The sequence below is a fragment of the Ornithinimicrobium sediminis genome (genome assembly GCF_021272345.1).
Classification (GTDB): Bacteria; Actinomycetota; Actinomycetes; order Actinomycetales; family Dermatophilaceae; genus Ornithinicoccus; species Ornithinicoccus sediminis_B.
Genome location: NZ_JAJSDQ010000001.1, coordinates 18,017 through 40,774 on the forward strand (window position 1 = coordinate 18,017; position 22,758 = coordinate 40,774).

General features: G+C 72.0%; 20 protein-coding genes. 7 read left to right on the top strand and 13 right to left on the bottom strand.

Annotated features, from left to right (window positions below; translation table 11 throughout):
* Positions 1 to 42: 42 nt before the first annotated feature.
* Positions 43 to 1,935: a heavy metal translocating P-type ATPase gene (locus tag LVO85_RS00095; protein WP_232745272.1), complete on the top strand. Its 1,893-nt coding sequence runs from the start codon at positions 43 to 45 to the stop codon at positions 1,933 to 1,935.
* 7 nt (positions 1,936 to 1,942) lie between these two features.
* Positions 1,943 to 2,728: a matrixin family metalloprotease gene (locus LVO85_RS16890; RefSeq protein ID WP_232745273.1), complete on the top strand. Its 786-nt coding sequence runs from the start codon at positions 1,943 to 1,945 to the stop codon at positions 2,726 to 2,728.
* Between the two features lie 207 nt (positions 2,729 to 2,935).
* Here the strand turns inward: LVO85_RS16890 and LVO85_RS00105 are convergent, their stop codons facing one another.
* The 5 genes from LVO85_RS00105 to LVO85_RS00125 form a co-directional block, all read right to left on the bottom strand.
* Complete coding sequence (locus LVO85_RS00105) at positions 2,936 to 3,877, bottom strand: amidohydrolase family protein (protein ID WP_232745274.1); 942 nt, start codon at positions 3,875 to 3,877, stop codon at positions 2,936 to 2,938.
* Positions 3,878 to 3,885: 8 nt separating this feature from the next.
* On the bottom strand, positions 3,886 to 4,155 hold the full coding sequence (locus LVO85_RS00110; protein ID WP_232745275.1) for an amidohydrolase family protein: 270 nt from the start codon (positions 4,153 to 4,155) through the stop codon (positions 3,886 to 3,888).
* 381 nt (positions 4,156 to 4,536) lie between these two features.
* The gene (locus LVO85_RS00115) at positions 4,537 to 5,172 is read right to left on the bottom strand and encodes an isochorismatase family protein (RefSeq protein WP_232745276.1); all 636 of its coding nucleotides are present in this window, start codon (positions 5,170 to 5,172) and stop codon (positions 4,537 to 4,539) included.
* Positions 5,169 to 7,043, bottom strand: coding sequence for a hydantoinase B/oxoprolinase family protein (locus tag LVO85_RS00120; RefSeq protein WP_232745277.1), 1,875 nt, complete (start codon positions 7,041 to 7,043; stop codon positions 5,169 to 5,171). Before LVO85_RS00120 ends, LVO85_RS00115 begins: the two co-directional genes overlap by 4 nt.
* A 3-nt stretch (positions 7,044 to 7,046) precedes the next feature.
* Positions 7,047 to 9,125, bottom strand: coding sequence for a hydantoinase/oxoprolinase family protein (locus tag LVO85_RS00125; protein WP_232745280.1), 2,079 nt, complete (start codon positions 9,123 to 9,125; stop codon positions 7,047 to 7,049).
* Positions 9,126 to 9,339: 214 nt separating this feature from the next.
* Here LVO85_RS00125 and LVO85_RS00130 point away from each other — a divergent pair, with 214 nt between their 5' ends.
* Genes LVO85_RS00130 through LVO85_RS00140 form a run of 3 tightly spaced genes read left to right on the top strand, consistent with a single transcriptional unit; the run spans position 9,340 to position 12,252 of the window.
* Positions 9,340 to 10,560 (top strand): CaiB/BaiF CoA transferase family protein, encoded by a 1,221-nt coding sequence (locus LVO85_RS00130; RefSeq protein WP_232745282.1) that lies wholly within the window; start codon positions 9,340 to 9,342, stop codon positions 10,558 to 10,560.
* Positions 10,557 to 11,528 (top strand): hydroxymethylglutaryl-CoA lyase, encoded by a 972-nt coding sequence (locus tag LVO85_RS00135; protein WP_232745283.1) that lies wholly within the window; start codon positions 10,557 to 10,559, stop codon positions 11,526 to 11,528. Before LVO85_RS00130 ends, LVO85_RS00135 begins: the two co-directional genes overlap by 4 nt.
* A 25-nt stretch (positions 11,529 to 11,553) precedes the next feature.
* On the top strand, positions 11,554 to 12,252 hold the full coding sequence (locus LVO85_RS00140) for a GntR family transcriptional regulator (protein WP_232745284.1): 699 nt from the start codon (positions 11,554 to 11,556) through the stop codon (positions 12,250 to 12,252).
* Between the two features lie 43 nt (positions 12,253 to 12,295).
* Here LVO85_RS00140 and LVO85_RS00145 read toward each other — a convergent pair whose 3' ends face one another.
* The 6 genes from LVO85_RS00145 to LVO85_RS00170 form a co-directional block, all read right to left on the bottom strand.
* Positions 12,296 to 12,625: a hypothetical protein gene (locus tag LVO85_RS00145; RefSeq protein ID WP_232745285.1), complete on the bottom strand. Its 330-nt coding sequence runs from the start codon at positions 12,623 to 12,625 to the stop codon at positions 12,296 to 12,298.
* A 142-nt stretch (positions 12,626 to 12,767) separates the two neighbouring features.
* A complete protein-coding gene (locus tag LVO85_RS00150; RefSeq protein ID WP_232745286.1) occupies positions 12,768 to 15,170 on the bottom strand; it encodes an HNH endonuclease signature motif containing protein in 2,403 nt (800 codons plus the stop codon).
* A gap of 72 nt (positions 15,171 to 15,242) precedes the next feature.
* Entirely contained in the window at positions 15,243 to 16,163 is a 921-nt protein-coding gene (locus LVO85_RS16590; protein ID WP_332875385.1) for a J domain-containing protein, read from the bottom strand.
* Positions 16,164 to 16,209: 46 nt separating this feature from the next.
* Positions 16,210 to 18,204, bottom strand: a complete 1,995-nt coding sequence (locus LVO85_RS00160) for a vWA domain-containing protein (RefSeq protein ID WP_232745287.1) — start codon at positions 18,202 to 18,204, stop codon at positions 16,210 to 16,212.
* A gap of 53 nt (positions 18,205 to 18,257) precedes the next feature.
* The gene (locus LVO85_RS00165) at positions 18,258 to 18,464 is read right to left on the bottom strand and encodes a dodecin family protein (RefSeq protein ID WP_232745290.1); all 207 of its coding nucleotides are present in this window, start codon (positions 18,462 to 18,464) and stop codon (positions 18,258 to 18,260) included.
* A gap of 61 nt (positions 18,465 to 18,525) precedes the next feature.
* Positions 18,526 to 19,935 carry a MoxR family ATPase gene (locus LVO85_RS00170; RefSeq protein WP_232745291.1) on the bottom strand — a complete coding sequence of 470 codons (1,410 nt, stop codon included), beginning with the start codon at positions 19,933 to 19,935 and terminating at the stop codon, positions 18,526 to 18,528.
* Between the two features lie 78 nt (positions 19,936 to 20,013).
* Between LVO85_RS00170 and LVO85_RS00175 the strand changes: the two genes are divergently transcribed.
* Positions 20,014 to 20,379 (top strand): PH domain-containing protein, encoded by a 366-nt coding sequence (locus LVO85_RS00175; protein WP_232745293.1) that lies wholly within the window; start codon positions 20,014 to 20,016, stop codon positions 20,377 to 20,379.
* A gap of 106 nt (positions 20,380 to 20,485) precedes the next feature.
* On the opposite strand, the gene LVO85_RS00180 is transcribed toward LVO85_RS00175, so the two are convergent.
* Both LVO85_RS00180 and LVO85_RS00185 read right to left on the bottom strand, forming a co-directional pair.
* Positions 20,486 to 20,704, bottom strand: coding sequence for a PLDc N-terminal domain-containing protein (locus LVO85_RS00180; protein ID WP_232745294.1), 219 nt, complete (start codon positions 20,702 to 20,704; stop codon positions 20,486 to 20,488).
* A 120-nt stretch (positions 20,705 to 20,824) separates the two neighbouring features.
* A complete protein-coding gene (locus LVO85_RS00185; protein WP_232745296.1) occupies positions 20,825 to 21,751 on the bottom strand; it encodes a trypsin-like serine peptidase in 927 nt (308 codons plus the stop codon).
* A gap of 142 nt (positions 21,752 to 21,893) precedes the next feature.
* On the opposite strand from LVO85_RS00185, the gene LVO85_RS00190 reads away from it, so the two are divergent.
* On the top strand, positions 21,894 to 22,751 hold the full coding sequence (locus LVO85_RS00190) for an SDR family oxidoreductase (RefSeq protein ID WP_232745298.1): 858 nt from the start codon (positions 21,894 to 21,896) through the stop codon (positions 22,749 to 22,751).
* The last annotated feature ends 7 nt before the right edge of the window (positions 22,752 to 22,758 follow it).

The following is a 22,758-nucleotide window of genomic DNA, read 5'->3' on the forward strand; positions in this document are numbered from 1 at the left end:
CCTTGCTGGCGGACCGGCCCGCAGCGGAGTAGGACTGGTGGTGTGGGGCAGCTCCTCCGGCTCGGTCGTGCCTACCCCCTCGTGCCGCTGACGCTGGCGGTCGGGGCGGCGGCCGGGCTGCTGGTCGCCCTGGGTCTCGGTGACGCGGCCCGCTGGGGTGTCTCGGCCTACGCCCTGGTGACTGCGGCGGTGAAGACCCGGGAGATTGTGCGCGACCTGCGCCGCGGCCGCTACGGCATCGACGTCCTGGCGGTCACCGCCCTCGCGGCCACCGTGGCGGTCGGGGAGCACTGGGCCGCGCTCGTCGTGTGTCTCATGCTCGCCACCGGCGAGGCTCTCGACGACTACGCCGTGGGCCGTGCCGAACGTGAGCTCGCCGCCCTGCTGGCCCGCTCTCCGCAGACCGCGCACCGCGTCGCTGCGGACGGGACGCTGCAGCAGGTGCCGGTGGAGGAGGTCGAGGTGGGCGACGAGCTCCTGGTCAGGCCCGGTGAGGTCGTGCCCACCGACGGCGACCTGGTCTCGGCCGAGGGGAGCTTCGACGAGTCCTCCCTCACCGGGGAGCCGCTGCCCGTGGAGCGCGTGCGCGGCCAGTCCGTGCTGTCCGGGTCGGTCGCCGGCCCGGAGGTCGTGCACCTGAGGGCCACCGCGACCGCGGCGGACTCGCAGTACCAGCGGATCGTGGACCTCGTGCGCTCGGCCGGGGAGTCGCGGGCGCCCTTCGTGCGGCTGGCCGACCGCGTCGCGCTGCCGTTCACCCTCCTCTCGCTGGCCGTCGCCGCCCTCGCCTGGGGGCTGAGCGGTGACCCGACCCGCTTCGCGGAGGTGCTGGTGGTCGCCACCCCCTGCCCGCTCATCATCGCCGCGCCGGTAGCCTTCATGGCCGGCATGTCCCGCGCGGCCAGGCACGGCGTCATCGTCAAGGACGGCGGCACGCTGGAGCAGCTCGCCCGCGCCCGGACCGCTGCCTTCGACAAGACCGGCACGCTCACCCACGGCCGGCCCCAGGTGGCGGCGGTGCACGCCACCGGAGGGCTGACCGACGAGCAGCTGCTCACCTACGCCGCTGCCGTCGAGCAGAGCTCGGTGCACCCGCTCGCCGCGGCCGTCGTCGCCGCGGCCCGCGAGCGAGGGCTCCCCCTGCTCCCGGCGACCGACGCAAGGGAGTCGACGGCACACGGCGTCGTGGCGACGGTGCAGGGCCGCGGGGTCGCCGTGGGCAAGCACCGGTTCGTCGCCGGGCTGTGCTCCACGACGCCGGGGGTGACGCCGCCCCTGGAGCCCGGCCAGAGTGCCGTGCACGTCGCTGTGGACAGCGAGTATGCCGGGCTGGTGGCGCTCGCCGACCAGGTGCGCGAGGAGACCGCGGCCACGCTCACCGCGCTGCGCCGTGCCGGGGTGCGCACCACCATGATGCTGACGGGTGACGCGGAGCCGACCGCCTGGGCGATCGCCCGGCAGGTCGGCATCGACGACGTCCGGGCCGGCCTGCTGCCCGAGGACAAGGTCGCCGCCGTGGCCTCCGCGCCGGAGCGCCCGGTGCTCATGGTGGGTGACGGGGTCAACGACGCCCCGGTGCTCGCCGTGGCTGACGTGGGCGTCGCCATGGGCGCTCGTGGCTCGACCGCAGCCGGCGAGTCGGCCGACGTCGTCGTCATGCTCGACGACCTGCAGCGTGTCGCCCTGGCCGTGCAGATCGGCCGGCGCACGCTCACCGTGGCGTGGCAGGCGATCGGCCTGGGCGTCGGCCTCTCGCTGGCGCTGATGGTGGTCGCCGCCCTGGGACACCTGCCCGCGGTCGCCGGGGCCTGGATGCAGGAGGTCGTCGACCTGGCCTGCATCGGCTGGGCGCTCCTGGCGACCCAGCCCGGCGCCATCGAGCGGCAGGAGCCCGCACCCACTCCCTCAGCGCGCACCCAGCGGCTTCCCGCATGATGTGAACGTGTACTACCCCGACCCGCCCCCGCGGCGCCGGTCCGGCTCGGCCGTGTCCGGTGTGCTCATGACGATGCTCGTCGTGGGCACGGTGCTGGGGCTCGTCGTGGCCACCCACCCGGGCTACGAGGCCGGGACCATCCGTGCCCTGGTGGCCGACGTCGTCTCCGGCGACGCGTGGCGCACCGAGGACCCGTGGAGCGAGCAGGTGCCGGTCTCCGGTGCACCGCTGGAGGCGAACGGCAGCGGGGACTACACCTTCGCCATGACCCAGCCCGGCAGTGACGAGCCGGTGGGCTACGACCCGTGCACCGTGGTGGAGGTCGTCGTCAACCCCGAGGGAGCCCCCGACGGCTACGCCGAGATGGTGGACGTCGCCGTGCAGCGCACCGCCGAGGCCACCGGGCTCGACCTGCGTCTGGTCGGTGAGACCGACGACCGCGACTTCCTCGAGCGGCAGGCCGGCGACCCGGTCCTCATCGGGTGGGCGGACGAGGAGGAGGTGCCTGCCCTGGCCGGCGAGACGGTCGGCATCGGTGGCAGCTCCGCGCTGGAGCGAGCCGGGGTGCGCCACTACGTCACGGGCACGGTCGTGCTCGACGTGGACGTGCCCCGGGCCGGCCGCAGCGGCGTGGTGGCCCAGACCGTCCTGGTGCACGAGTTCGCCCATCTGGTCGGCCTGGGACACGTGGACTCACCTACCGAGCTGATGCACCCCAGCCCGGTGACCACCGCATACGGTCCGGGCGACCTGGCAGGCCTGGCAGCACTGGGCTCCGTGCCCTGCCGCTGAGCGTGCGAGTCACGACTCGCTCCGGCGGACGGCTCGCTCAGGAGGGGAGCACACCACCCCGGTGCACTACAGCGGGCTGCCTTCGTGCCCAGGTCCGGGTTGCTGGGGTGGGTGACCAGGACGATCGGCTCGCGACGCGCCTTCACCTCCTGCAGACGTTCGACGCTGCCGAGGCGGCCGTCGACCACGGCGGGCCATGTGTAGCGCTCAGCTGTCGAGCCATCCCTCGCGACGCAGCTGGTCCCAGATCTGCTGGGCTACACGACCGCCTTCACGGACGACCCGCCGTTCGTCGGCCACCTGCAGCGCGCCGTCGTAGAGCTGCCAGCTCCCGTCGGTCATGACAGCTCGAGCATGCAGCCCGTTCGCGTAGAGGAGGTTGACCAGCGGGTCGGGCGGCATGGCTCCCGACCCCGCGAGGAAGCCACTGACATCGACGCTGACCAGGTCGGCCTTCGCGCCTACCTCGATCCGCCCCAGGTCCTTCCGGCCCAGACCGTCGGCCGCAACCTGGGTGGCGCCGAGGACGGCGTCATGGATGGTGGGACTCTGGCTCGGCACAGCCCCACGTGAGCTGATAGCGCCATGTCGAGCCTGACCCTTGATGACCGCGAGCTTGAGGCACTCCAGGTAGTCGTTGGTGTGCGTGTCGATGCCGATGTTGACGGCGACACCAGCCGCCAGCATCTCTGGGTAGGGCTGCAGGCCGCCGTTGGCTCCGCCGGCGAGGGGACAGGTGGCATAGGTGTAGGACCGCTGAGCCAGGAGTGGGGGGTCGAGTTCCAGATCCGCTCCCGACATGTGGGCTCCGAACACCGGCACGTCGAACATGCCGAGGGAGTCGACCCATGCCACCGGCCGCTGCCCCCAGCGTCGTTGCACGGTCGCAGCCTCTCCGGCGCCCTGTGCCAGGTGCAGGTGGATCCCGTTGCCGAGCTCCCGGGCCACGTCGATGATCGCCGTCATGGTCTCGGGTGTGTGGGTGTCTGTCGCATGCGGCGCGATCATCGGACGCATCCGATCCTCGAAGCTCCCGTTCCATCTGAGACCGAACTGTCGTTCTGCCTCGATCTCTTCCAGCGTCTGCGGGATGGATGCCTCGAAGGCTGCCTCGTCGACCACCGGCCAGAAGCCGAAGAGCCGTGGCACGCCAGGGATCATGCCGCCGGGTAACCACGAGAACCCCAGGGGCCGGCCACGCGCACGTAGGACTCGGCCTGGCGTCGGCTGAGGGCCATCTCCACCTGGGTCGTGCATCCGGAGCGGATCAGCTCGGCGAGGTTGTAGGCCGTCAGCGCGTCCAGGTCGTCGTCGCTCAGCTCCTCGGCGATCTCGAGTGGGCGCACGTAGCTGCGTGAGCCCTCGAAGATGCCCCGCGTACTCGAGCCACCTGCCACGTGCGTGTGGCCGCTGATGAAACCGGGCATGAGCAACTGGTCACGCATCTGCAGGCGAGGCCCTCCACCGCGTAGCGCACCTTCGCTCACCTCGACGATACGGTCACCTGACACGCGGATCGAGGGGTTCCGCAGAAGTCGCTGGCGGCTTCCGTCGGGCACCAGCGCGGCTCCCGGCTCGAGGACGAGCTCCTTGGCTTTGGGCGGTCGCGCCGCGCGTGGAGCATCGGCGCGTGCTGAGGCCGCCGCGCTGGTGAGGCCTACGGCCCCCATGCCTGCGAGGACACTACGTCGGGACAGTGCTGGATCCATGTCGGAACCTCCTGGTGAAGGGCGGTGGTGGCGCGCCCACTGAGCACGCACGCGCCGGCTGGCGCGTGCGCAGATCGTTCACGGGAGGTCACGGAGGGGTCATCGCTGTTCTGAGGACACGGAGGCGATGTAGTCGAGGGCGGTCGCGAGGTCGACCACCTCGGCGTACTTCGCCTGGAGGTCGTAGAGGGATGCGCTGCGCACGGCGGGGTCACGGTCCAACGACGCCTCGCGCACCACGACCGGGACGAAGCCGTGCTGGAGCGCGTCGACGGCCGTCGCCCGCACACACCCGCTGGTGCTGGTGCCGACGATGACGACGGTGTCGACCCGCTGGGCCTGCAGCATCGAGGCCAGGGAGGTGCCGAAGAAGCTGCTGGCGTACTGCTTCACGATCACCGCCTCGTGGGGCCTCGGCGCGACGGCCGGCATGAGCTCACCCAACGGGCTGTCCCCGACCAGGTGACGCAGGGCGGGCACCTTCTGCAGGAAGATGCCGCCGTCCAGCCCGTCCTCGCCGTAGCGCACCTTGGTGTGCACGACGGGGATGCCGGCCCCCCGGGCCGCCGCGAGCACCTCGGCCGCCTCGGTCAGGCCCTGCTCCGACGGCAGGCACAGGGGACTTGCCTGGTCGAAGTAGGCCCGCATGAGGTCGACCACGAGCAGCGCCGGACGCGGCCCCGGGGTCAGGGTCCCCGCGAAGCCGTCGTCGAAGGCGCGCTCGAGCCGGGTCACAGTGCTCGCGGCGGGGTCGGGGGCTTCAGGCCGGTCTCCTCCTCGGCCCGGTCCAGGATGGTCTGCAGGTCGGGGCCCTTGTCGAACAGCGGCAGCTCGTCGCCTCCGCGGGCCGTGCGCAGCTCGGAGCGGAGCTGGTCGGTGGCCTCCCTGTCGAGCGCACCCGCCTCGCTGCAGACCACGCCGTAGCGCCGGGCGCCGGTGTAGCTGACGAGCCCTCTGCGGACCTCGAGGGCAACGGTCTCGGGGTCCCGCTCGAGAGGGTCACCCCACCCGCCACCACCCCAGGTGACGAAGTGGAGCACGTCGTCCTTGCCTACCTCGACGTCGTGGACCTTGCTCGGCAGCACCTCGGTCGTGCCGTCGGCCCGGTCGATCCACTTGCGGCCGCGAGCCCCCGGCTCCCCGCCGCGCACACCCCAGGGGTAGGTGAGCCAGCGGTCGTCGTGGATCGCGATCGTGCCCGGCTCCAGGAAGCGGTAGGACACGTCGACGCCGTTGCCGCCGCGGTGCAGCCCCGCGCCACCGGTGTCGGTGACGGTCTCCCAGCGGTCGACCCGCAGGGGGTAGTAGGACTCGAGGTACTCACAGGGGATGTTGACGAACGAAGGCCACAGCGAGTGCCCGTCGGGGCCGTCCCCCACGGGGCGGCCGGGGATGCCACCGAAGCCGATCGAGTAGAGCTGGAACCACTCCCCCTTGCGGTCGCCCTCGCCGTAGTTGCCGGAGTACATGAAGTGCGGCGACGAGGAGAAGCCGGCGCCGTTGAGCAGGTCGGGGTTGGACTGGCCCAGCAGGCCGCCGAAGAGGTCGAAGAGCCGGCCGATCCCGTGGTTGCGGCCGTTGAGCGCGGCCGGGTAGCGGGGCTTCCAGAACGAGTCCTCGGGGATCTCGACGTCGACCAGGGGGTAGTAGCCGTCGTTCCAGAGGATCTGCGGGTCGGCCACCGTGATCATGTAGATGCCGAAGAACATCCGGATGAGGTTCTCGTTGATGTAGTAGTTGACCGGGCCCTCGGCCTGCGGGCTCGACCCGGTGAGGTCGATGAGCACCTTGTCGCCCGTGCGGGTGATCGTCATCTTCAGCTCGAACGGACCGTGCCCGCGCCCGTCGTCGTCGATGTAGTCGGTGAACGACAGCGGCTTGCCCTCCTCGAACACCAGGGCCAGCAGGGTCTTCATCGCGCGGTAGTTGCGGTCGAGCAGCGCGTCCAGGGCGGAGGTGTAGGTGTCGACGCCGAACCGGGCGCACATCTCCTGCACCCGGCGGGACGCGGTGCGGCACGCGGCGACGATGCCGTTGAGGTCGGCGCGGTTCCAGTCGGGCTTGCGGACCTGGTTGAGGATGATGCGCAGGGCGTCGTCGTCGAGCACGCCCTTCTTGTAGAGCTTGAAGGGCGGGATGACCACGCCCTCCTCGAAGATCGTGCGCGCGTCGGTGGGCATCGAGGCCGGGGTCTTGCCGCCGACGTCGGACATGTGCCCGAACTGGGAGGCCCAGCCCACGATCCGGCCCTCGAAGTAGATCGGCATCACGACCAGCCAGTCGTTGGCGTGGCTGATGGCGGCGCCGCACGAGTAGGGGTCTGACGTCATCAGGACGTCGCCCTCCTCGATCGTGCCGTCGAAGTTGTCCAGGAAGTCGGGGATCGACAGGCCGAACTGCCCGACGACCATCTTGCCCTCGGGGTCACCGATGAGAGGGAACTCGTCGTGCTGCTCCCGGATGCCCGGCGACAGCGCCGTGCGGAACAGCACCTCGTCCATCTCGTAGCGGGCGCTGCGCAGGCCGTTCTCGATCAGGTCGAGGGTGACGACGTCCACGTCCACCGGCTGCAGCGGCTCCGTGGTGGTCTGGATCAGCTGTGCCATGTCTCAGGCCTCCGTGGTGTCGGTGCTGTCGAGGGGACGGATGAGCAGGCTGCCGCTGGGATGCACGGTCGCGGCGTGGTCGGGCAGGACGAGCGTCGTGGAGTCCATCTCGGCGATCACGGCAGGGCCGGGCACCACGTTGCCGGCGAGCAGCCGGTCGCGGTCGTAGACCACCGCCTGCACCTGCCGGCCTTCGACCCACAGCTCGTGGACGTCGCCGCGGGCGGCTGCCGAGGGGTCGCTCCCGCCCTCGGCCAGAGCCGTGGCCGCGAGGTTGGGGCGCGGTCCGCTGGCGGTCGCGCGCGCGGTGACCAGTTCGTGCTCGTTGTCGAGCAGGAAGCTGAACAGCCGCTCGTGCTCGGTGTCGAAGGACGACTTCAGCGTGTCCAGCACGCCACCGTCGAGTGAGCCGGCGTCCACCGCGACCGGGATCTCGAAGCCCTGCCCGTGGTAGCGCAGGTCCACCGCATACGTGACGGTGAGGTCGTCCTCGGCCAGCCCCGACTCCAGCAGGGAGCGCTTGGCGGCGGTGGCGAGCTCGCCGAGCATCTCGCTCAGCTCTGCGTCGGTGATCTCGCTGAACCGCCGGATGAGGGTGCGCACCGACTCGTCCCGCAGGGTGGTGGTCGCGTCGCCGTAGGCGCAGAGCACGCCGGGTGAGGGCGGGACGATGACCGGCCAGGCGCCGGTCAGCTTGCCCAGAGCGTTGGCGTGCAGCGGTCCGGCGCCACCGAAGGCGATGAGCGCGAAGTCGCGTGGGTCGAAGCCCTGTTGGGTGGAGACGAGCTTCAACGCACCGAAGATGTTCTCGTTGACGATGTCGTAGATGCCCGCTGCGGCCGCCTCGACCGAGGGCAGCCCGACGGCGTCGGCGATCGTCTTCACCGCAGCCCGAGCCGCCTCCTCGTCCAGCGTGATCTCGCCGCCGGCGAGCTGGGTCGGCAGGTAGCCGAGCACGACGTCGGCGTCGGTGACGGTGGGCTCGGCACCACCTGCTCCGTATGCGGCGGGCCCGGGGACCGCGCCGGCCGACTGCGGCCCGACGCGCAGCGCCTGTGTCAGGGGCGGCACGTGCGCGATGGAGCCACCCCCGGCACCGACCGTGCGGACGTCGACGGAGGTGGCGCGGACCGTGAGGTCACCGACCGTGGTCTCCCGCCCGACGCGGGGGGTCAGTCCCTGCACGAGGGCCACGTCGGTGGAGGTGCCGCCCATGTCGAAGGTGAGCAGGTCCTTGAAGCCGGCCTGCTCGGCGACCCAGACAGCGCCGGAGACACCGCCGGCAGGCCCGGACAGCAGCAAGGACACGGGGTTCTCCGCGGCGACCTGCGCCGAGACGAGGCCGCCGTCGCTGCGCAGGATCGACAGCCGGGAGTCCAGACCCGAGCTGTCGAGCTGGCTCTCGAGGTTGCGCACGTAGCGGGAGACCTGGCCCTGCACGTAGGCGTTGGCCACGGTGGTGAGGGTGCGCTCGTACTCACGGAGCTCGGGCAGCACCGCCGAGGAGCGTGAGATGGGGATGCCCGCCAGCTCCTCGCCGGCGATCTCCTCCACCCTGCGCTCGTGTGCGTCGTTGGCGTAGGCGTTGATGAAGCTGATGCTGAGCGCCTCCACGCCCTGCGCCTTGAGTCGGCGCAGCTGGGTGCGGACGTCGTCCTCGTCCAGCGCGGTGACGACGGACCCGTCCGCTGCCATCCGTCCGACCACCTCGACGGTGTCCTCGAGCGCGGCGAGCGGCTCGGGCTTGGGCCAGATGATCCAGCCTGCCAGGCCGCCCGGCACGAAAGAACGCGCGATCTGCAGCACCTGCCGGAAACCCTTGGTGGTGACCAGGCCGACCCGGGCCCCCTTCTTCTCCAGGATCGCGTTGGTGGCCACGGTGGTGCCGTGCAGCACCTCGCCGACCTCGGAGACACTCACCCCCGCCGCGCGGCACACCTGCTCGATGCCCCGCAGCACCCCGACCGACTGGTCCTGCGGGGTCGAGGAGGTCTTGCCCCGGAAGGTCTCTCCGGTGTCCTCGTTGATGAGCAGGATGTCGGTGAACGTGCCACCGACATCGACGCCGAGCCGAAAGGTCATGGGGTCCTCCTCAGGGGGCAGTGCGGTCGTCCTCGACCCGTTCACTGCCGATCACGCTAGGGACGCGCCGTCGAGCGCGTCAAGGGTTTGCATGCAATTGGTCCAGAAATCTTTGTCAGGGCTTGTCCCAGCGGCCTCGATCTGCCAGATTGCATGCAACAACGCCCGAGCGCTGCTGCCTGGGCGCCGTCCGCAACCACCCAGGAGGCCGACCGTGAGCACCTCGCCCGACGAGCCCGCCGCCAGTCCCGGCCCGCTGCACGGCATACGGGTCGTGGAGGTGGGCCAGCTCCTGGCCGGTCCCTTCTGCGGCCAGCTGCTCGGCGACATGGGCGCCGACGTGGTCAAGCTGGAGGACCCCGGTCGCGGTGACCCGTTGCGGCAGTGGGGTCGCGAACGCCCTCAGGGCCAGTCGCTGTGGTGGTCCATCGTGGGGCGCAACAAGCAGTCCGTCACGGTCAACCTGCGCGAGCCCGAGGGCCAGGACATCGCCCGCCGGCTCATCGCGCAGGCCGATGTCGTGGTCGAGAACTTCCGCCCCGGCACGATGGAGCGGTGGGGCCTGGGCTACGAGGCGCTGCGCGAGCTCAACCCGGGGCTGGTGATGGTGCGGGTCTCCGGCTTCGGACAGGACGGGCCCTACTCCCAGCGCCCGGGCTACGGTGCCATCGGGGAGGCGATGGGCGGGCTGCGCTACGTCGTCGGTGACCCCTCCACTCCCCCTTCACGGGTGGGCATCTCCATCGGCGACACCCTCGCAGCGATGTTCGCGACGATCGGTGCGCTGGCGGCACTGCGCGAGCGCGACTCCAGCGGCCGCGGGCAGGTCGTCGACTCGGCGATCTACGAGGCGGTGCTGGGCGTCATGGAGTCCCTCGTCCCGGAGTGGCAGCTGACCGGCTACCAGCGCGAGCGCACGGGGGCCGTGCTGCCCAGGATCGCCCCGAGCAACGTCTACCCCACTCGCGACGGCATCTGGATGCTCATCGCCGCCAACCAGGACACGGTCTTCGCCCGCCTGGCGGCCGCGATGGGTCGACCGGAGCTCGCTGCCGACGAGCGCTACGCCACCCACGGCGCACGCGGGGAGCACCAGGAGGATCTCGACGCGCTCATCGGGGAGTGGAGCGCCACGCTCGACGCAGACGCCCTCGAGGAGCTGCTCGTGGAGCACGCCGTGCCGGTGGGCAAGATCTTCCGCCCGGTGGAGATGCTCGCCGACCCGCACTTCCGGGCTCGCGAGACCATCACCGAGGTGGACCACCCGGTGCTCGGCGGCGTGCAGATGCAGAACGTCTTCCCCCGGCTCTCCCGCACCGGCGGCACGATCCGCTGGCCGGGGCCGCCGCTGGGTGAGCACACCGACGCGGTGCTCGCCGGGATCGGGCTCGACGCCGCCGAGGTGGACTCCCTGCGCGAGCGAGGTCTGGTATGACGCACGCCGCGCCGGACGGGGCCGTGCTCAGCCTGCCGCCGTCCATCCGTCTTGTCGAGGTCGGGCTGCGCGACGGGCTCCAGGCCGTCAGCGCACCCCTGAGCACCGAGCACAAGGTGGAGCTGGTGCATCTGCTGGTCGACGCCGGCGTGCGTGAGATCGAGGCGGTCTCCTTCGCGCACCCCAGGGTGCTGCCGCAGCTGGCGGACGCAGCCGAGGTCATGGCAGCGGTCCCCCGGCGCGACGACGTCACCTACCGGGGGCTGGTGCCCAACCTCCGGGGCGCCAGACGGGCGGCGGACTGCGGGCTGGACGAGATGGTCGTCGTCGTCTCCGCCGACGACACAGTGAGCGTGAAGAACCAACGTCGCACCACCGCGGAGGTGCTGGCCGAGCTGCCGGACATCGCACGGGTGGCCGAGCAGGCCGGGTGCCGCTTGCTCGTGGCCGTAGCCTGTGCGTTCTTCGCGCCCGCCCGCGGGCCGGTGCCTGCGGTGGAGCGCGACCTCGTCGTCGACACCGCCGTGGACGTCGGTGCGTCGGCGGTGTACCTCGCCGCGACCTCCGGACAGGAGACGCCGCGCGAGATGGCCGACGGCATCGTCGGGACCCGCCGCCGCCACCCTGACCTGCCCGTCGGGGTCCACCTGCACAACCGCAACGGCTTCGCCCCCGCCAACGCCCTCGCCGCGATGCAGGCCGGCGCCTCCTGGCTCGAGGGGTCGTTCGCCGGGCTCGGCGGCGACATGTGGTTCCCCGGCGACCCGACGGTGCTGGGCAACGCACCGATGGAGGACCTCATCCACCTGTGCGACGGTCTAGGTGTGCGGACGGGGATCGACCTCACGGCATACCTGCAGGTGGTGCGTCGCAGCGAGGCGCTCACCGGCATCCCGTCCACCTCGTTCGTCACCCGCGGAGGGACGCGCGATGATCTGGCACGGGCCACCTGGCCCGACACGACATGACGCACCTACCCCGGGGAGCCCACGGATGACGAGCCCGACCGGTCCTGCGGACACGACGCCGGCGGATGCGTCCGAGCGCGCCTACACCGCCCTGCTCTCGAGGATCTCCGCCGGTGAGATCTCCGCCGGTGAGCGGCTCTTCGAGCAGTCCCTGGCCGAGGCGATCGGCGTCAGTCGCACCCCGGTGCGGGACGCCCTCAAGCGGCTGGCTGCCGAAGGCCTGGTCGACATCCACCCGCACCGTGGCGCCCAGGTCGTGTCCTTCACCCCCGAGGACGTGACTGCGCTGTACGCGATGCGCGCGGAGTTCGAGCCGGTCGCTGCCCGCCTCGCCGTGCCGGAGATGACCGACACCGACGTGGCACGGCTGGCCGAGCTCTCGGCCCGGATGGAGCGGATCGTCGAGGAGGGCGCCGACCCCGGTGGGTTGACCACGCTCAACAACGAGTTCCACGCGGTGTTCGTCGAAGGATCCGGCAACCGGCACCTCGCGATCGCCCTGCAGGCGCTCTTCCGGCCCGCTGTGGTGACCAGGACCTTCCGTCAGTACGACCCTCGTGCACTGCAGCGCAGCATGCAGCACCATGCCGAGCTCGTCGAGGCCGCGGCGGCCCGCGACGGGGAGTGGGCCGAGGCCGTGATGCGCGCGCACATCCTGTCCGCGCGGCACGCGACCAGCCCTCACCGCGACCCGACGGAGGACGCCACCGTCCGCCACGCGTGAGGTCCTCGGGGCAGCGGCAGACGCCGCCCCGGGGCTCGTCACGTCAGCGCTCGTGCTGCACCTGGTCGTGGAGGGCCTTCAGCGTCGCCCCTTGGTCGTCGAGGTGTGCCACCACCGCCCGGACGGTCTCCGGACCGAGACCATCTGCCGGGAGGCCGGGGTCGTCTGCGGTGGCCTCGCCCGCGACGGCGAGGTGGAGGTTGCCGGTGCCTGTCTCCTCCGCGCCGGAACGCTCGAAGAGCACCTTGAGCACGTCGCCGGTGCGCAGGGGTGGCGACTCCGTGCAGGGAGACACGTCGACGACACTGCCGACCGTGAGCCGGGCCGGCCGCTCGTGCACCACTCCGGTCGTGACCCGGGGCAGCTCGTCCATCGCGATCCCATCTGTCGAAGTCGACTCCATCGTGGCCGGTGTCGGGCCGAGGCGCCAGCGTTGCTCTGTCGGCGACGGTCGGGAGTGCGGGGCTCGGGCTCGGGACGGCAGGCGCTCCGGCTCAGAACGCCAGGAGCTCGGCTCAGAACGGCGGGGGCTCGTCGCCTCGGGGAGCCCAGCGCCCCCGGTCAGCGACGCCTGACGACGCCCCCTCCGAGGCGCCGGCACCCTCGCAGCCCGGCGTCTCACCAGGTCCGCTCGACGGCGCCTTCTTGTGGGGCCTGGTGTACCCGAGCGAGGCCAGCATCTCCTCGGGCGTGACCTGCGCCGGCGGCGGACCGTGCCGTCGCATCGCCCCATGCCGGTGGAAGAGACCGAGCGGGCTGTCCACCCCCATCGTCCAGGCGCCGGTGTCGTAGTCGTCGAGGGCCTCCAGCCACCGGTCATGCCCCTCCCGGGAGCACAGCGCCGCGAAGACCAGCCTGCCCCTCAGGTCGTCGTCCTCCACGGCCGCCACCTCGGCATCCGTCAGGTGCCGCGACGCCCCGGCCCCGGACGCGAGAGTGCGGTCGGACTGCACCTGGTCGGACTGGCCGTGGTCGGACTGCGGGTGGCCGGACTCCCCCTGGCGGGACTGCTCGTGGTCGTACTGCCGGTGGTCGTGGGACCGTGTGCGGTACACCCGGCCGAAGAGCGTCGTCCAGGTGACCGTCCGCGTGGAGTCCATCTCCGATGTCCACCACCCTGCTGTCTTCACCTGGTGGTGCGCCCCGTGCTTGGCGTTCAGGTTGGTCTCCGACGTCACCCCGCCCGCGCCAAAGGGCTCCTCGTGGTCCAGCTCGCAACGGGACGCCGGCACCAGGCACCCCGGAGCCCGACAGAACCGGTCCACGGCGCGCACCTGCCGCACCATGTCCACGTCCGGCCGGTACGACGCGATCGAGCGCTCGACCACCCGGCCGTCGACCGGATCCGTCAACAGCCGATGGAGCACCGTCCCGGGTCTGGCCAGGATCTCGCGGAGGCACTCCGGTGTGAGGAACCCGTGGCCAGGAAGCTCGCCGACCGGTTGACCTCGTCTCTCAGGTCCCGTAGAGGTCTTGGGGCCGCCTGGCGGCACCACCACGCTCAGCGGCATGACCACATCGACAGTGGTCGTCGGCAAACCGGTGATGATCCGTGAGACAGCCTCCGGGAAGGGCACCAGCCACTCGTCCTCGCCGTCCTGAGCAGCTCCGTCCGAGTCAAGAGCAGTCCCGTCCGACGTGCGAGCAGTCCCGTCCGACGTGCGAGCAGTCCCGTCTGCCGTGAGAGCAGTCCCGTCGAAGGCAGCCTCTCCTGCATGAGCAGCAGCGTCGGGGCGGGGAGCGGCGCGCGACCCCCTCCCGACTCCTGGCAGTGGCAGGACGCCGTGGACCAGCAGGGCCAGCGCCGTATCGGCCTGGATCTGCTTGACCGACCTCTCGTCCCCGGCTTTGCGTGCACGGCGGGCGATCGTCTGCAGGCGGTCGAGGGCGCCGACGACCGAGGTGGTGGGACCGGTCAGCACGATGCGACCCACGCCGTCGTCGCACACCTCTCCCGACATGGCCCGGGCCTCGACCGCGGCCCGTCGTCGAGCCCGTGCCGCTGCCGCATCGGCTCCCTCGACCCGGCACACCTCGCGGTCCAGCCGGCGTCGGAACTCACCCCACGACTCCCAGCGTCTCGACTCCGAAGGACCCGACTCCGAGGGACCGGGATCCGAGGGACTCGAGCTCGCGGAAGCGGCTTCGGGCTCCGACAGCAGGGGCCCGAACACCTCCTGCGCCACCTGCGCGGCGGCGTCCGGCTCGAGACGGCGGCACCGTGACCAGAAGTCGCTCACCGCACGCCAGTCCGTCGCCCCGTGCCGGAGCGCGGTGTCGACGGTCCCGACAGCGAGCGGCGGCGCCACGGCAAAACCCACCCGGTCATGGCATGCCTGCACCGAGTAGCCCGTCAGCACCGCGAGCTCCTGGGCGACCGCCGACTTCGCGCGGGCCCGCCACCTCTGCCTCGCCGTCCTGGAGAGCTCGTCGGGGTCGACGGTCCCTGCCTCACCCAGGAGCTCCTCGGCCGCCTGCTGGACCAGGACCCGTGCAGCTCCGACGACGACCGCGTCGGCGAAGCCCTGCACCACCCGAGCCGCGAGCGCTCCGTCGGTCAGCAGTGCACGGTCCACGTCGTCGCCATCGGACGACGAGCCGTGCACGGTCACCGCCGCTGCCGCACATCGCAGCATCGTGTCGAAGGCGTCGGCGACCCCCGGCGGAAGCCCCAGTCCGTCGAGACCAGCACGTAGCTTCGCGGCGGCGTGCCCCGACCGGGACTGCGCGGACAGCCACTCGAGGTCGGCGTCCGTCAACCGGTAGATGTCGTCGTCGTGGCTCATCTCCTCGACAGCCAGCTCGGGAAGGTCGTGCTCGTCATAACCGTCGTGCTCGTCGCGCTGGTCCAGCGAACCGGGCGGGGGATGCCCGGCACCGCGTCCCCCGCCCTGTCGACTGCTGTCTGTCCCCCGCACCGTCGACCCCCTCGTCGTCTCGGCCTCCTCGATGACCCAAGACTAGTACATATGTTCGAACATCGACAAGCCTCAGCTCGGCGGGTCGTCCATCGACGGCCCGACACCACCACGACGCCGCACCCCGGACCTCCACACCCGCCAGGACCGCCACTCCTCCGCGGTCAACGGTCCAGGCAGCCGCTGCTGCCGGACCGCCCACGCCACCCACAGCACCCCCACGCCGCCACAGACGGCGAGCGCCGTCACCGGGTCCGGCCAGCGGCCGGCGGTGGCCATCAGGCCGAACACGGCGGCCCACCCCAGCAGCCACTCCACCAGCGGCACGGGGTTGCCGAGCTTGCGCACCCAGGCCACCGCGGTCAGCAGCGCCGTCAGCAGGAGAAGGGCCACGGCGACCGGAGCCCAGTCCCGGGGCACGGCCTCGGCCAGGAGCGCCGTCAGCAGCTCCATGGCCTGTGTGTCACGCACCTGGGCGACGACGTCGGACGGCATGGCTGCATACCCGGCGGTCAGCACCCCCAGGGTCAGCGGGGCGGCACGCCACGGGAAGCGCTGTGCCCTGTCCCGCGCCCGCACCCAGGCGTCGAGCGCCGCCTCCCGGTCCCGCCGGCGCAGCTCGGCCTGCCAGCGTCGCTCTGCCTCCGCCCGCGCCTCGGCCTCCTGGCGAGCCGTCTCCTCGGCCTCTCGCCGGGCACGTTCGGCGGCGCGTGCCGCCGCCGCCCTCCGCCGCTCGGCGTTGGTCTCCCCCGGCCGCGCCGGCCTGCTCGGTGGCGTGCGACCCGAGCGCTCGGCGTCACGCAGCACGGCGTCGTGCCGCGCGCGCCGGCCACGGTCCATCAGCGTCTCGTAGGCCGCGGTGATCTCACCGAACCGGGCGGCGCTGCCGCCCATGTCGGGGTGCGCGGTCCGCGAGAGCCGCCGGTAGGCGGCCTTGATGTCGGCGTCCGAGGCATCCCTCGCGACACCGAGCACCGCGTAGTGGTCGTCCACCCTCAGCAACCCCTCTGCCCGGGCCGGAGGTCGCGACGTGGCGCGCTCAGGCCTCCCAGCCCCATACGTCCTGCGCCCACCCCGGGCGTCGCGAGCCAAGATAGCTGCCGACGACCGCGGCGCCGAGGTCGTCCAGCTCGGGTGCCACCACGCGCCCGTCGACCCGCCGTGCCATCGCGTCGACGAGGCGTGCCAGGCCCGGGTCCGCACCCAGCCGGAAGAACGTGGTCTGCGCGCCGAGGCGCCCCGCGGTCTCCAGCTCCCGCACGCTCAGCGCCAGGGTCAGCGGGTGGGGCGGGTAGTCGAAGAAGGGCTCACCGCCGGGATCCAGGTGCGCGGTCGGCTCGCCGTCGGTCACCACCAGCAGCACGGGCTGTGCGCTCGGATGTCTGCGGAAGTGGCGGTTGGCCAGCAACAGGCCGTGGTGCAGGTTGGTGCCCTTGTCCCACTGGGCGTCCAGCCCGGTGAGCGTCTCGATCTGCATCACCTCGGCATACCTGCCGAAGCCGATGAGCTGCAGCGCGTCGCCGCGGAAGCGGGTCGAGACGAGCTGGTGCAGCGCCAGGGCCGTCCTCTTCATCGGCACCCAGCGGCCCTCCATCGCCATCGAGAAGGAGGTGTCCACGAGCAGCGCGACCACCGCCTGGGTGCGGGCCTCGGTCTCGTGCACCTCGACGTCGCCGACGCTCAGCCGCCCAGGGCCGCCCCCCTCGGCGGCCGTGCGCGTGTGCGCGTTGAGCAGGGTGCGGGTCACGTCCCACGGCTCGGTGTCGCCGAACTGCCACTCACGGGTCGCGCCGCTGCGCTCACCCGCCGCACCCGCACGCCGGAGGTCGCGCGCCCCGGGCCGGCCCGACATCCGCTCGGCCACGTCCTTGAGCAGCGACCTGCCGAGCTGGCGCATCGCCTTGGGCGAGAGCCGCAGCTGCCCGTCGGCACCACGCTGCAGCAGGCCGGTGTCCCGCAGCGCCCGCTCGAGCTCGCTGAGCGTGCGGGCGTCGACGGCGGCGTCCTGCCCCAGCTGTCGCGAGAGCAGGTCGAGGTCGACGTCCCCCATCTGCGCCCCGGCATACTCCTGCGACAGCTGCTCCCCCAGCGCGTCCAGGTCGGCGAGGTCCTGCAGCACCCCGGTGCCGTCGCCGAGCCCGAGCCCCTGCTCGCCCTCGAAGCGCTCCGACCCACCCCAGTCCTCACCGGGGCGCAGGGCACGCAGGTTGTCGTCCAGCTGGGACAGCGAGCGCATGAGGTCGGGCGACCCGAAGGCCTGCGTGGCCAGGGCGTCGAGCTCGTCGCGCTGCTCCTGCGTCATCGAGCTGCGCATCCGCTGGGCGGCGGCGGCCCGGGCGGCGAGCGCGTCGAGCAGCTCCTCGACCGTCTCGGGCCTCTCAGGGAAGAAGTCGCCGTGGCGGTCCATGAAGTCACGGAACTGCTGGTCGGTGTCCTCCTCGAGCCGGTGCGCCTCGAGCAGCCGGTTGAGGTCCTGCAGCATCTCGGCGACCGCCGCACGGTCCTCGTCGGTGGCTCCCTCCAGGGCCTGCTTCATCCCCGCGAAGCGCTGGTCGAGCATCTCCCGGCCGAGCAGGTCCTTGATCTGCTCGTAGTCCTCACGGGCGTCGCTGCTGTGCCAGCGGTAGTCGCCCAGCTCGGACACGGCGGCAGCCGTGGACGGCGGCAGGCTCCCGATGCGCATCTCGTCGAAGCGCGCGTCGTCCCCCATCTCCCGGGCCAGCTGCTTGCGCTCGGCGAGCACCGCCCGGTCGAGCAGCTCGCGGACCTCTCGCATGGTGCCGTCCAGGCCGTGCCTGGTCAGCAGCTCGCGTCGCTTCTCGGCGACGCGACGGGCGAGGTCGTCGAGCCCCTGCTGGTCGCGGGTCCCCCGCCGCAGGAGCTCACGCATCGCCCGTTCGGGCGAGTACCCCGCCATGACGTCCTCGCCGATGACCTCCAGCGCCTCGGCCAGGTCGACCGGGGGCGCGAGCGGGTCCGGCCCGCCGGCGAACCTGCCGTAGCGGGCCCGGTGCCGATCCGGCCGGGCGCTCACCCGCTCACGGTAACCCCGGAGGCTGAGCGCCCGGCGGCCGGACCGGCGAATGGTCAGTCGTCGAGCACGAAGGTGACCTCGAGGATCACGCTGTAGGCGGTGATCCTGCCGTCGGCGGCCTCGATCTTCTGCTCCTTGACCCAGGCACCGGACACACCTCGCAGGGTGGCGTGGGCACGCTCGACACCGTTGCGCACGGCGTCCTCGAAGCTGGTCTCGGAACGTGCGCTGATCGTCGTGATTCTGGCGATGCTGCTCATGCTGACCTCTCTTCCGTCTCGGGTCCCTCCACCATCGACCCCTGCCGCGGAGGTCGCAACCTCAGCCGTAGGTCGTCTCGCCGGCTCCGGTCGACTCCTTGCCGACCTTCCGGGCGAGGTAGAGACCCTCCAACGCGAGCTCGACGGCGCTGGCCCGCTCGCCGTCGTTGGTCGCGCCGAGGCGGTCCATCACCTGGTCGTAGATGTCAGACTCCCCGAGCACGGGCAGCCCCGCGAGCACGTCGTATGCCGTGACCTGCTCCCCGGTGGTCACGCTCGCCCCGGCCTCGAGCGCCTCGACCAGCAGGCCCAGGTCGATGCCCCGCAGACGGTGCCGCACGGTGTCGGCGGTCGCCCGGCGCAGGAGGTGGTCCAGGATCTCCCGCTCGCGGCCCTCCTCACCCGACTCGAACTCGACCTTGCCGCCGAGCACGTCGACGGCGGCCTCCAGGTCGACCACCCGCGCCACCGCGTCGGGCTCGCCCTGCGCCGTGGCGCGGTGCAGGGCCGAGGCGGCCACGGTCTCGGCGCCGGCGATGGAGAAGCGCGCCGACACCCCGGAGCGCTGGTCGACGGCCCCGGACTCGCGCAGCGACCGGGTGAAGCGCGCGAGGATCTCGATGAGGTGGTCCGGCACGGTCGCGACCAGGTGCGCCTCCTGCCGGATGACCGCGACCTCGGCGTCGAGCTCCACCGGGTAGTGGGTGCGGATCTCGGCTCCGAAGCGGTCCTTGAGCGGGGTGATGATGCGCCCCCGGTTGGTGTAGTCCTCCGGGTTGGCGCTGGCGACGACGAGCACGTCGAGATCCAGCCGCAGCACGTAGCCGCGGATCTGGATGTCGCGCTCCTCCATCACGTTGAGCATCGCCACCTGGATGCGCTCGGCCAGGTCGGGCAGCTCGTTGATCGCGACGATGCCGCGGTGCGAGCGCGGGATGAGCCCGAAGTGGATCGTCTCGGGGTCGCCCAGCGAACGCCCCTCGGCGACCTTCATCGGGTCGACGTCACCGATCAGGTCGGCCACCGACGTGTCGGGGGTGGCGAGCTTCTCCGCATACCGCTCCGAGCGGTGCCGCCATGCCACCGGCAGGTGCTCACCCAGCTCCGCCGCGCGGCGCACGGACACCGGCGTGACCGGCGCGTAGGGGTGCTCCCCCAGCTCCGAGCCCTCGATGACCGGTGTCCACTCGTCGAGCAGGCCGACCAGGGTGCGCAGCAGACGGGTCTTGCCCTGGCCCCGCTCACCCAGGAGCACCACGTCGTGCCCCGCCAGCAGCGCCCGCTCGAGCTGCGGCACCACGGTGCCCTCGAAGCCGTGCAGGCCCGGCCACGGGTCCTGTCCCGCCGCGAGCATCGCCAGCAGGTTGCTCCTGACCTCCTGCTTCAGGCCGGTGAGCTGGTAGCCCGACGCCCGCAGCTCACCGAGCGTGCTGATCGTGGGCGGGGCGGTGGACGACGTGGGCTGGGTCACACTTCAACGGTAACCCTGGCACCTGCGCCGGGGCTGAGTAGGGTCCGAGGTAGAGCCGCGCGAGAGGAGACCCGGGTCATGGATGCCATCGGAGCACTGAGCTGGACGTTCGTGTCGGAGAGCCCGGTCCCCGACGACGCCGCGGAGCTGCTCGTGCCGGGCGAGCAGGCGGTCGCGGCCTACCGCACGGTGCGCGACGCGGCGATCTTCACCGACCGCCGGCTCATCGTGCGGGACGCCCAGGGCATGACCGGGCGCAAGGTGGAGATCTACTCGCTGCCCTACTCCTCGATCCACATGTGGTCCTCGGAGAACGCCCGCACCCTCGACTTCAGCGCGGAGATCGAGCTGTGGACGCGTGCCGGCACCATCAAGATCAGCGTGCGCAAGGGCATCGACGTGCGACGCCTGGACCACCTCATCGCCCGGTCCGTGCTCTCCTGAGCCGCGTCGGTCAGGACGCGGCCGCTCAGAACGCCGCGACGACCGCGCCCTCGTAGGTCTCGTCGACGACCGCGGCCACCTACCAGGAGACAGGCATCATCCTCGGTCAGGACCGGACACGGCCCCGGGTGAAGTAGAGGATCGGCCCGACGTAGTTGATCGCGATGATAGCCGCCCACTTGGCCTTGCTCCCCCTGACCTCCTCGGCGGGACGCACGGCGAGGTCCGTCCACGCCGAGACCGCGAGCGCCACCTGGGTCGACGTGGCCACGATCAGGCCGGCCTTCTGCCCCTCGTCGAAGTCGTCCCACTGCATCCTGGCCATCTCGTCCCCTCTCGGTGTCTCCTCCCCGCATCCTCGCGCCCGGCTCCGCCGCCGTCAACGGTGCGGACCTGGATGCGGGCCTGCCCCCCGGGCGGGGGGCAGGCCCGCGTCGTCACAGGGTCAGGAGGTGGAGGCCGCCTGGTAGACCGCCTGCTCGGTGTTGCCGAAGTAGGGGCCGTACATGACGTCCTTCTCGCCGCGGTAGCCGAAGGAGTTGACCGAGTTGAGCTGACCGCCCGTGATCCAGCCGCCGCCCGAGGAGCCGCCGGTCATGCTGCAGGGCAGGCGATGGTCGTCGGTGCCGCGGGTGTCGCGGCCGGCCGTGCCGGAGCAGCGCCACAGGCTCTGTCCGTCGTACGGGGTGGCGGCCGGGTAGCCGTAGGCGTCGAAGGCGAGGCCGTAGCCGAGGTTGAAGGCGATCGGGAAGCTGCCGACGACCTGGGTCAGGCTGGACCCACCCTGCTCGGCCATCACGGCGAAGCCCACGTCGTGGTTGATGTCGCCCTGGTCGGCCCACGGGGAGGTGGTGAGCAGCTCCTCGGCCACCCAGGTGCCGTAGGGGTCCTGCCCGTTGTCGTAGGCAGGCACGAAGGCGAAGTTGGTGGCGTAGTCGCCCGGCCCCTCGTTGAGGCAGTGTCCGGCCGTCGTGACGACGTCGCCGTTCGTGCTGCCCGTCGCCGTGCCGGAGCAGACGTAGTTGGTGCCGCCCAGGGTGAAGAACACCTTGCCGTGGCGCGGCTCGGCCGGCAGCTGCACCGCCTTGCCCGCGTTGCCGCCACCACCGCCGCCACCCCCGCCACCGGGGCCCTTGCCGGCCGGCGGCGCCATCGGGTCGATCCTGCCGCCACGGGGGACCGCGGACTTCATCCGGGCCGGCGTCCAGTAGGCGGCCACGGCCGTCTGCTCGGCCTTGCTGGTCGCGGCGGCATGACGCTCGACGGCGTGGTCGGGCACGGCACCCCCGGCGCCGGTGGCGGGGGCCATACCGGCGGCGAGCATGAGCGCTCCCACGGCGGCGGCGACGGAGACGGGACGGGAATGACGCATCGGTCCTCCAGGTGACGGCACCGGCGCGGACGTGCGCCGGATCGAGTCACCTCACCGTAGGCAGCACCTCGGACGCCTGTCTCCGCGAGAATGGTCAAATCTTGGCAAGGGTTCGGTCAGCGACACCCCAAGGAGGAGCCCGATGACCATCGCGGTGACCGGGGCGACGGGCCATGTCGGCGGCCGCACGGCCCGGCTGCTCAGCGCGGCGGGAGTGCCCCAGGTGCTCCTGGTCCGTGACCCCTCGCGTGCACCGGCGCTCGCCGGGGCGGAGGTGAGACGCGCGGCCTACGGCGACAGCGTGGCCTGCCGCCGTGCGCTCGAGGGGGTCGACGTGCTCCTCATGGTCTCCGCGTCGGAGTCGGCGACCCGGCGGGAGCAGCACCTCGCGATGGTCCGTGACGCCGCTTCGTCCGGCGTGCGCCACCTCGTCTACCTGTCGTTCCTCAACGCCGCCCCGGAGGCGACCTTCACGCTGGCGCGCGACCACTGGGCGACCGAGCAGGCCGTCCGCGACAGCGGCCTGAGCGCCACCTTCCTGCGGGACAGCTTCTACGCCGACGTCCTGCCCCTCTTCGTCGGTGACGACGGGGCCCTGCGCGGCCCGGCGGGCGACGGCCGGGTCTCGGCGGTGGCCCGGCGCGACGTCGCCGAGGTGGCGACGGCCGTGCTCCAGGACCCGCAGGCGTATGCCGGCCGCACCCTGGACCTGACCGGCCCGGAGGCGCTGAGCCTGCAGGAGGTCGCGGCGGTCCTGTCGCAGACCGCCGGACGAGAGATCCGCTACGTCGAGGAGTCCCTCGAGCAGGCGCGTGCCTCGAGGGCCCGGTGGCATCCCGAGCCGTGGCAGCTCGACGCCTGGGTCTCGACCTACCTGGCCATCGCGGCCGGGGAGGTCGCCACCGTGAGCGACGACGTCGAGCGGGTGCTGGGGAGGGCCGCCACCCCCTTCCGCGAGGTCGTCGCCGGATGGGCGGGGCCGACGACTGCGGCCCGCTGACCGAGGT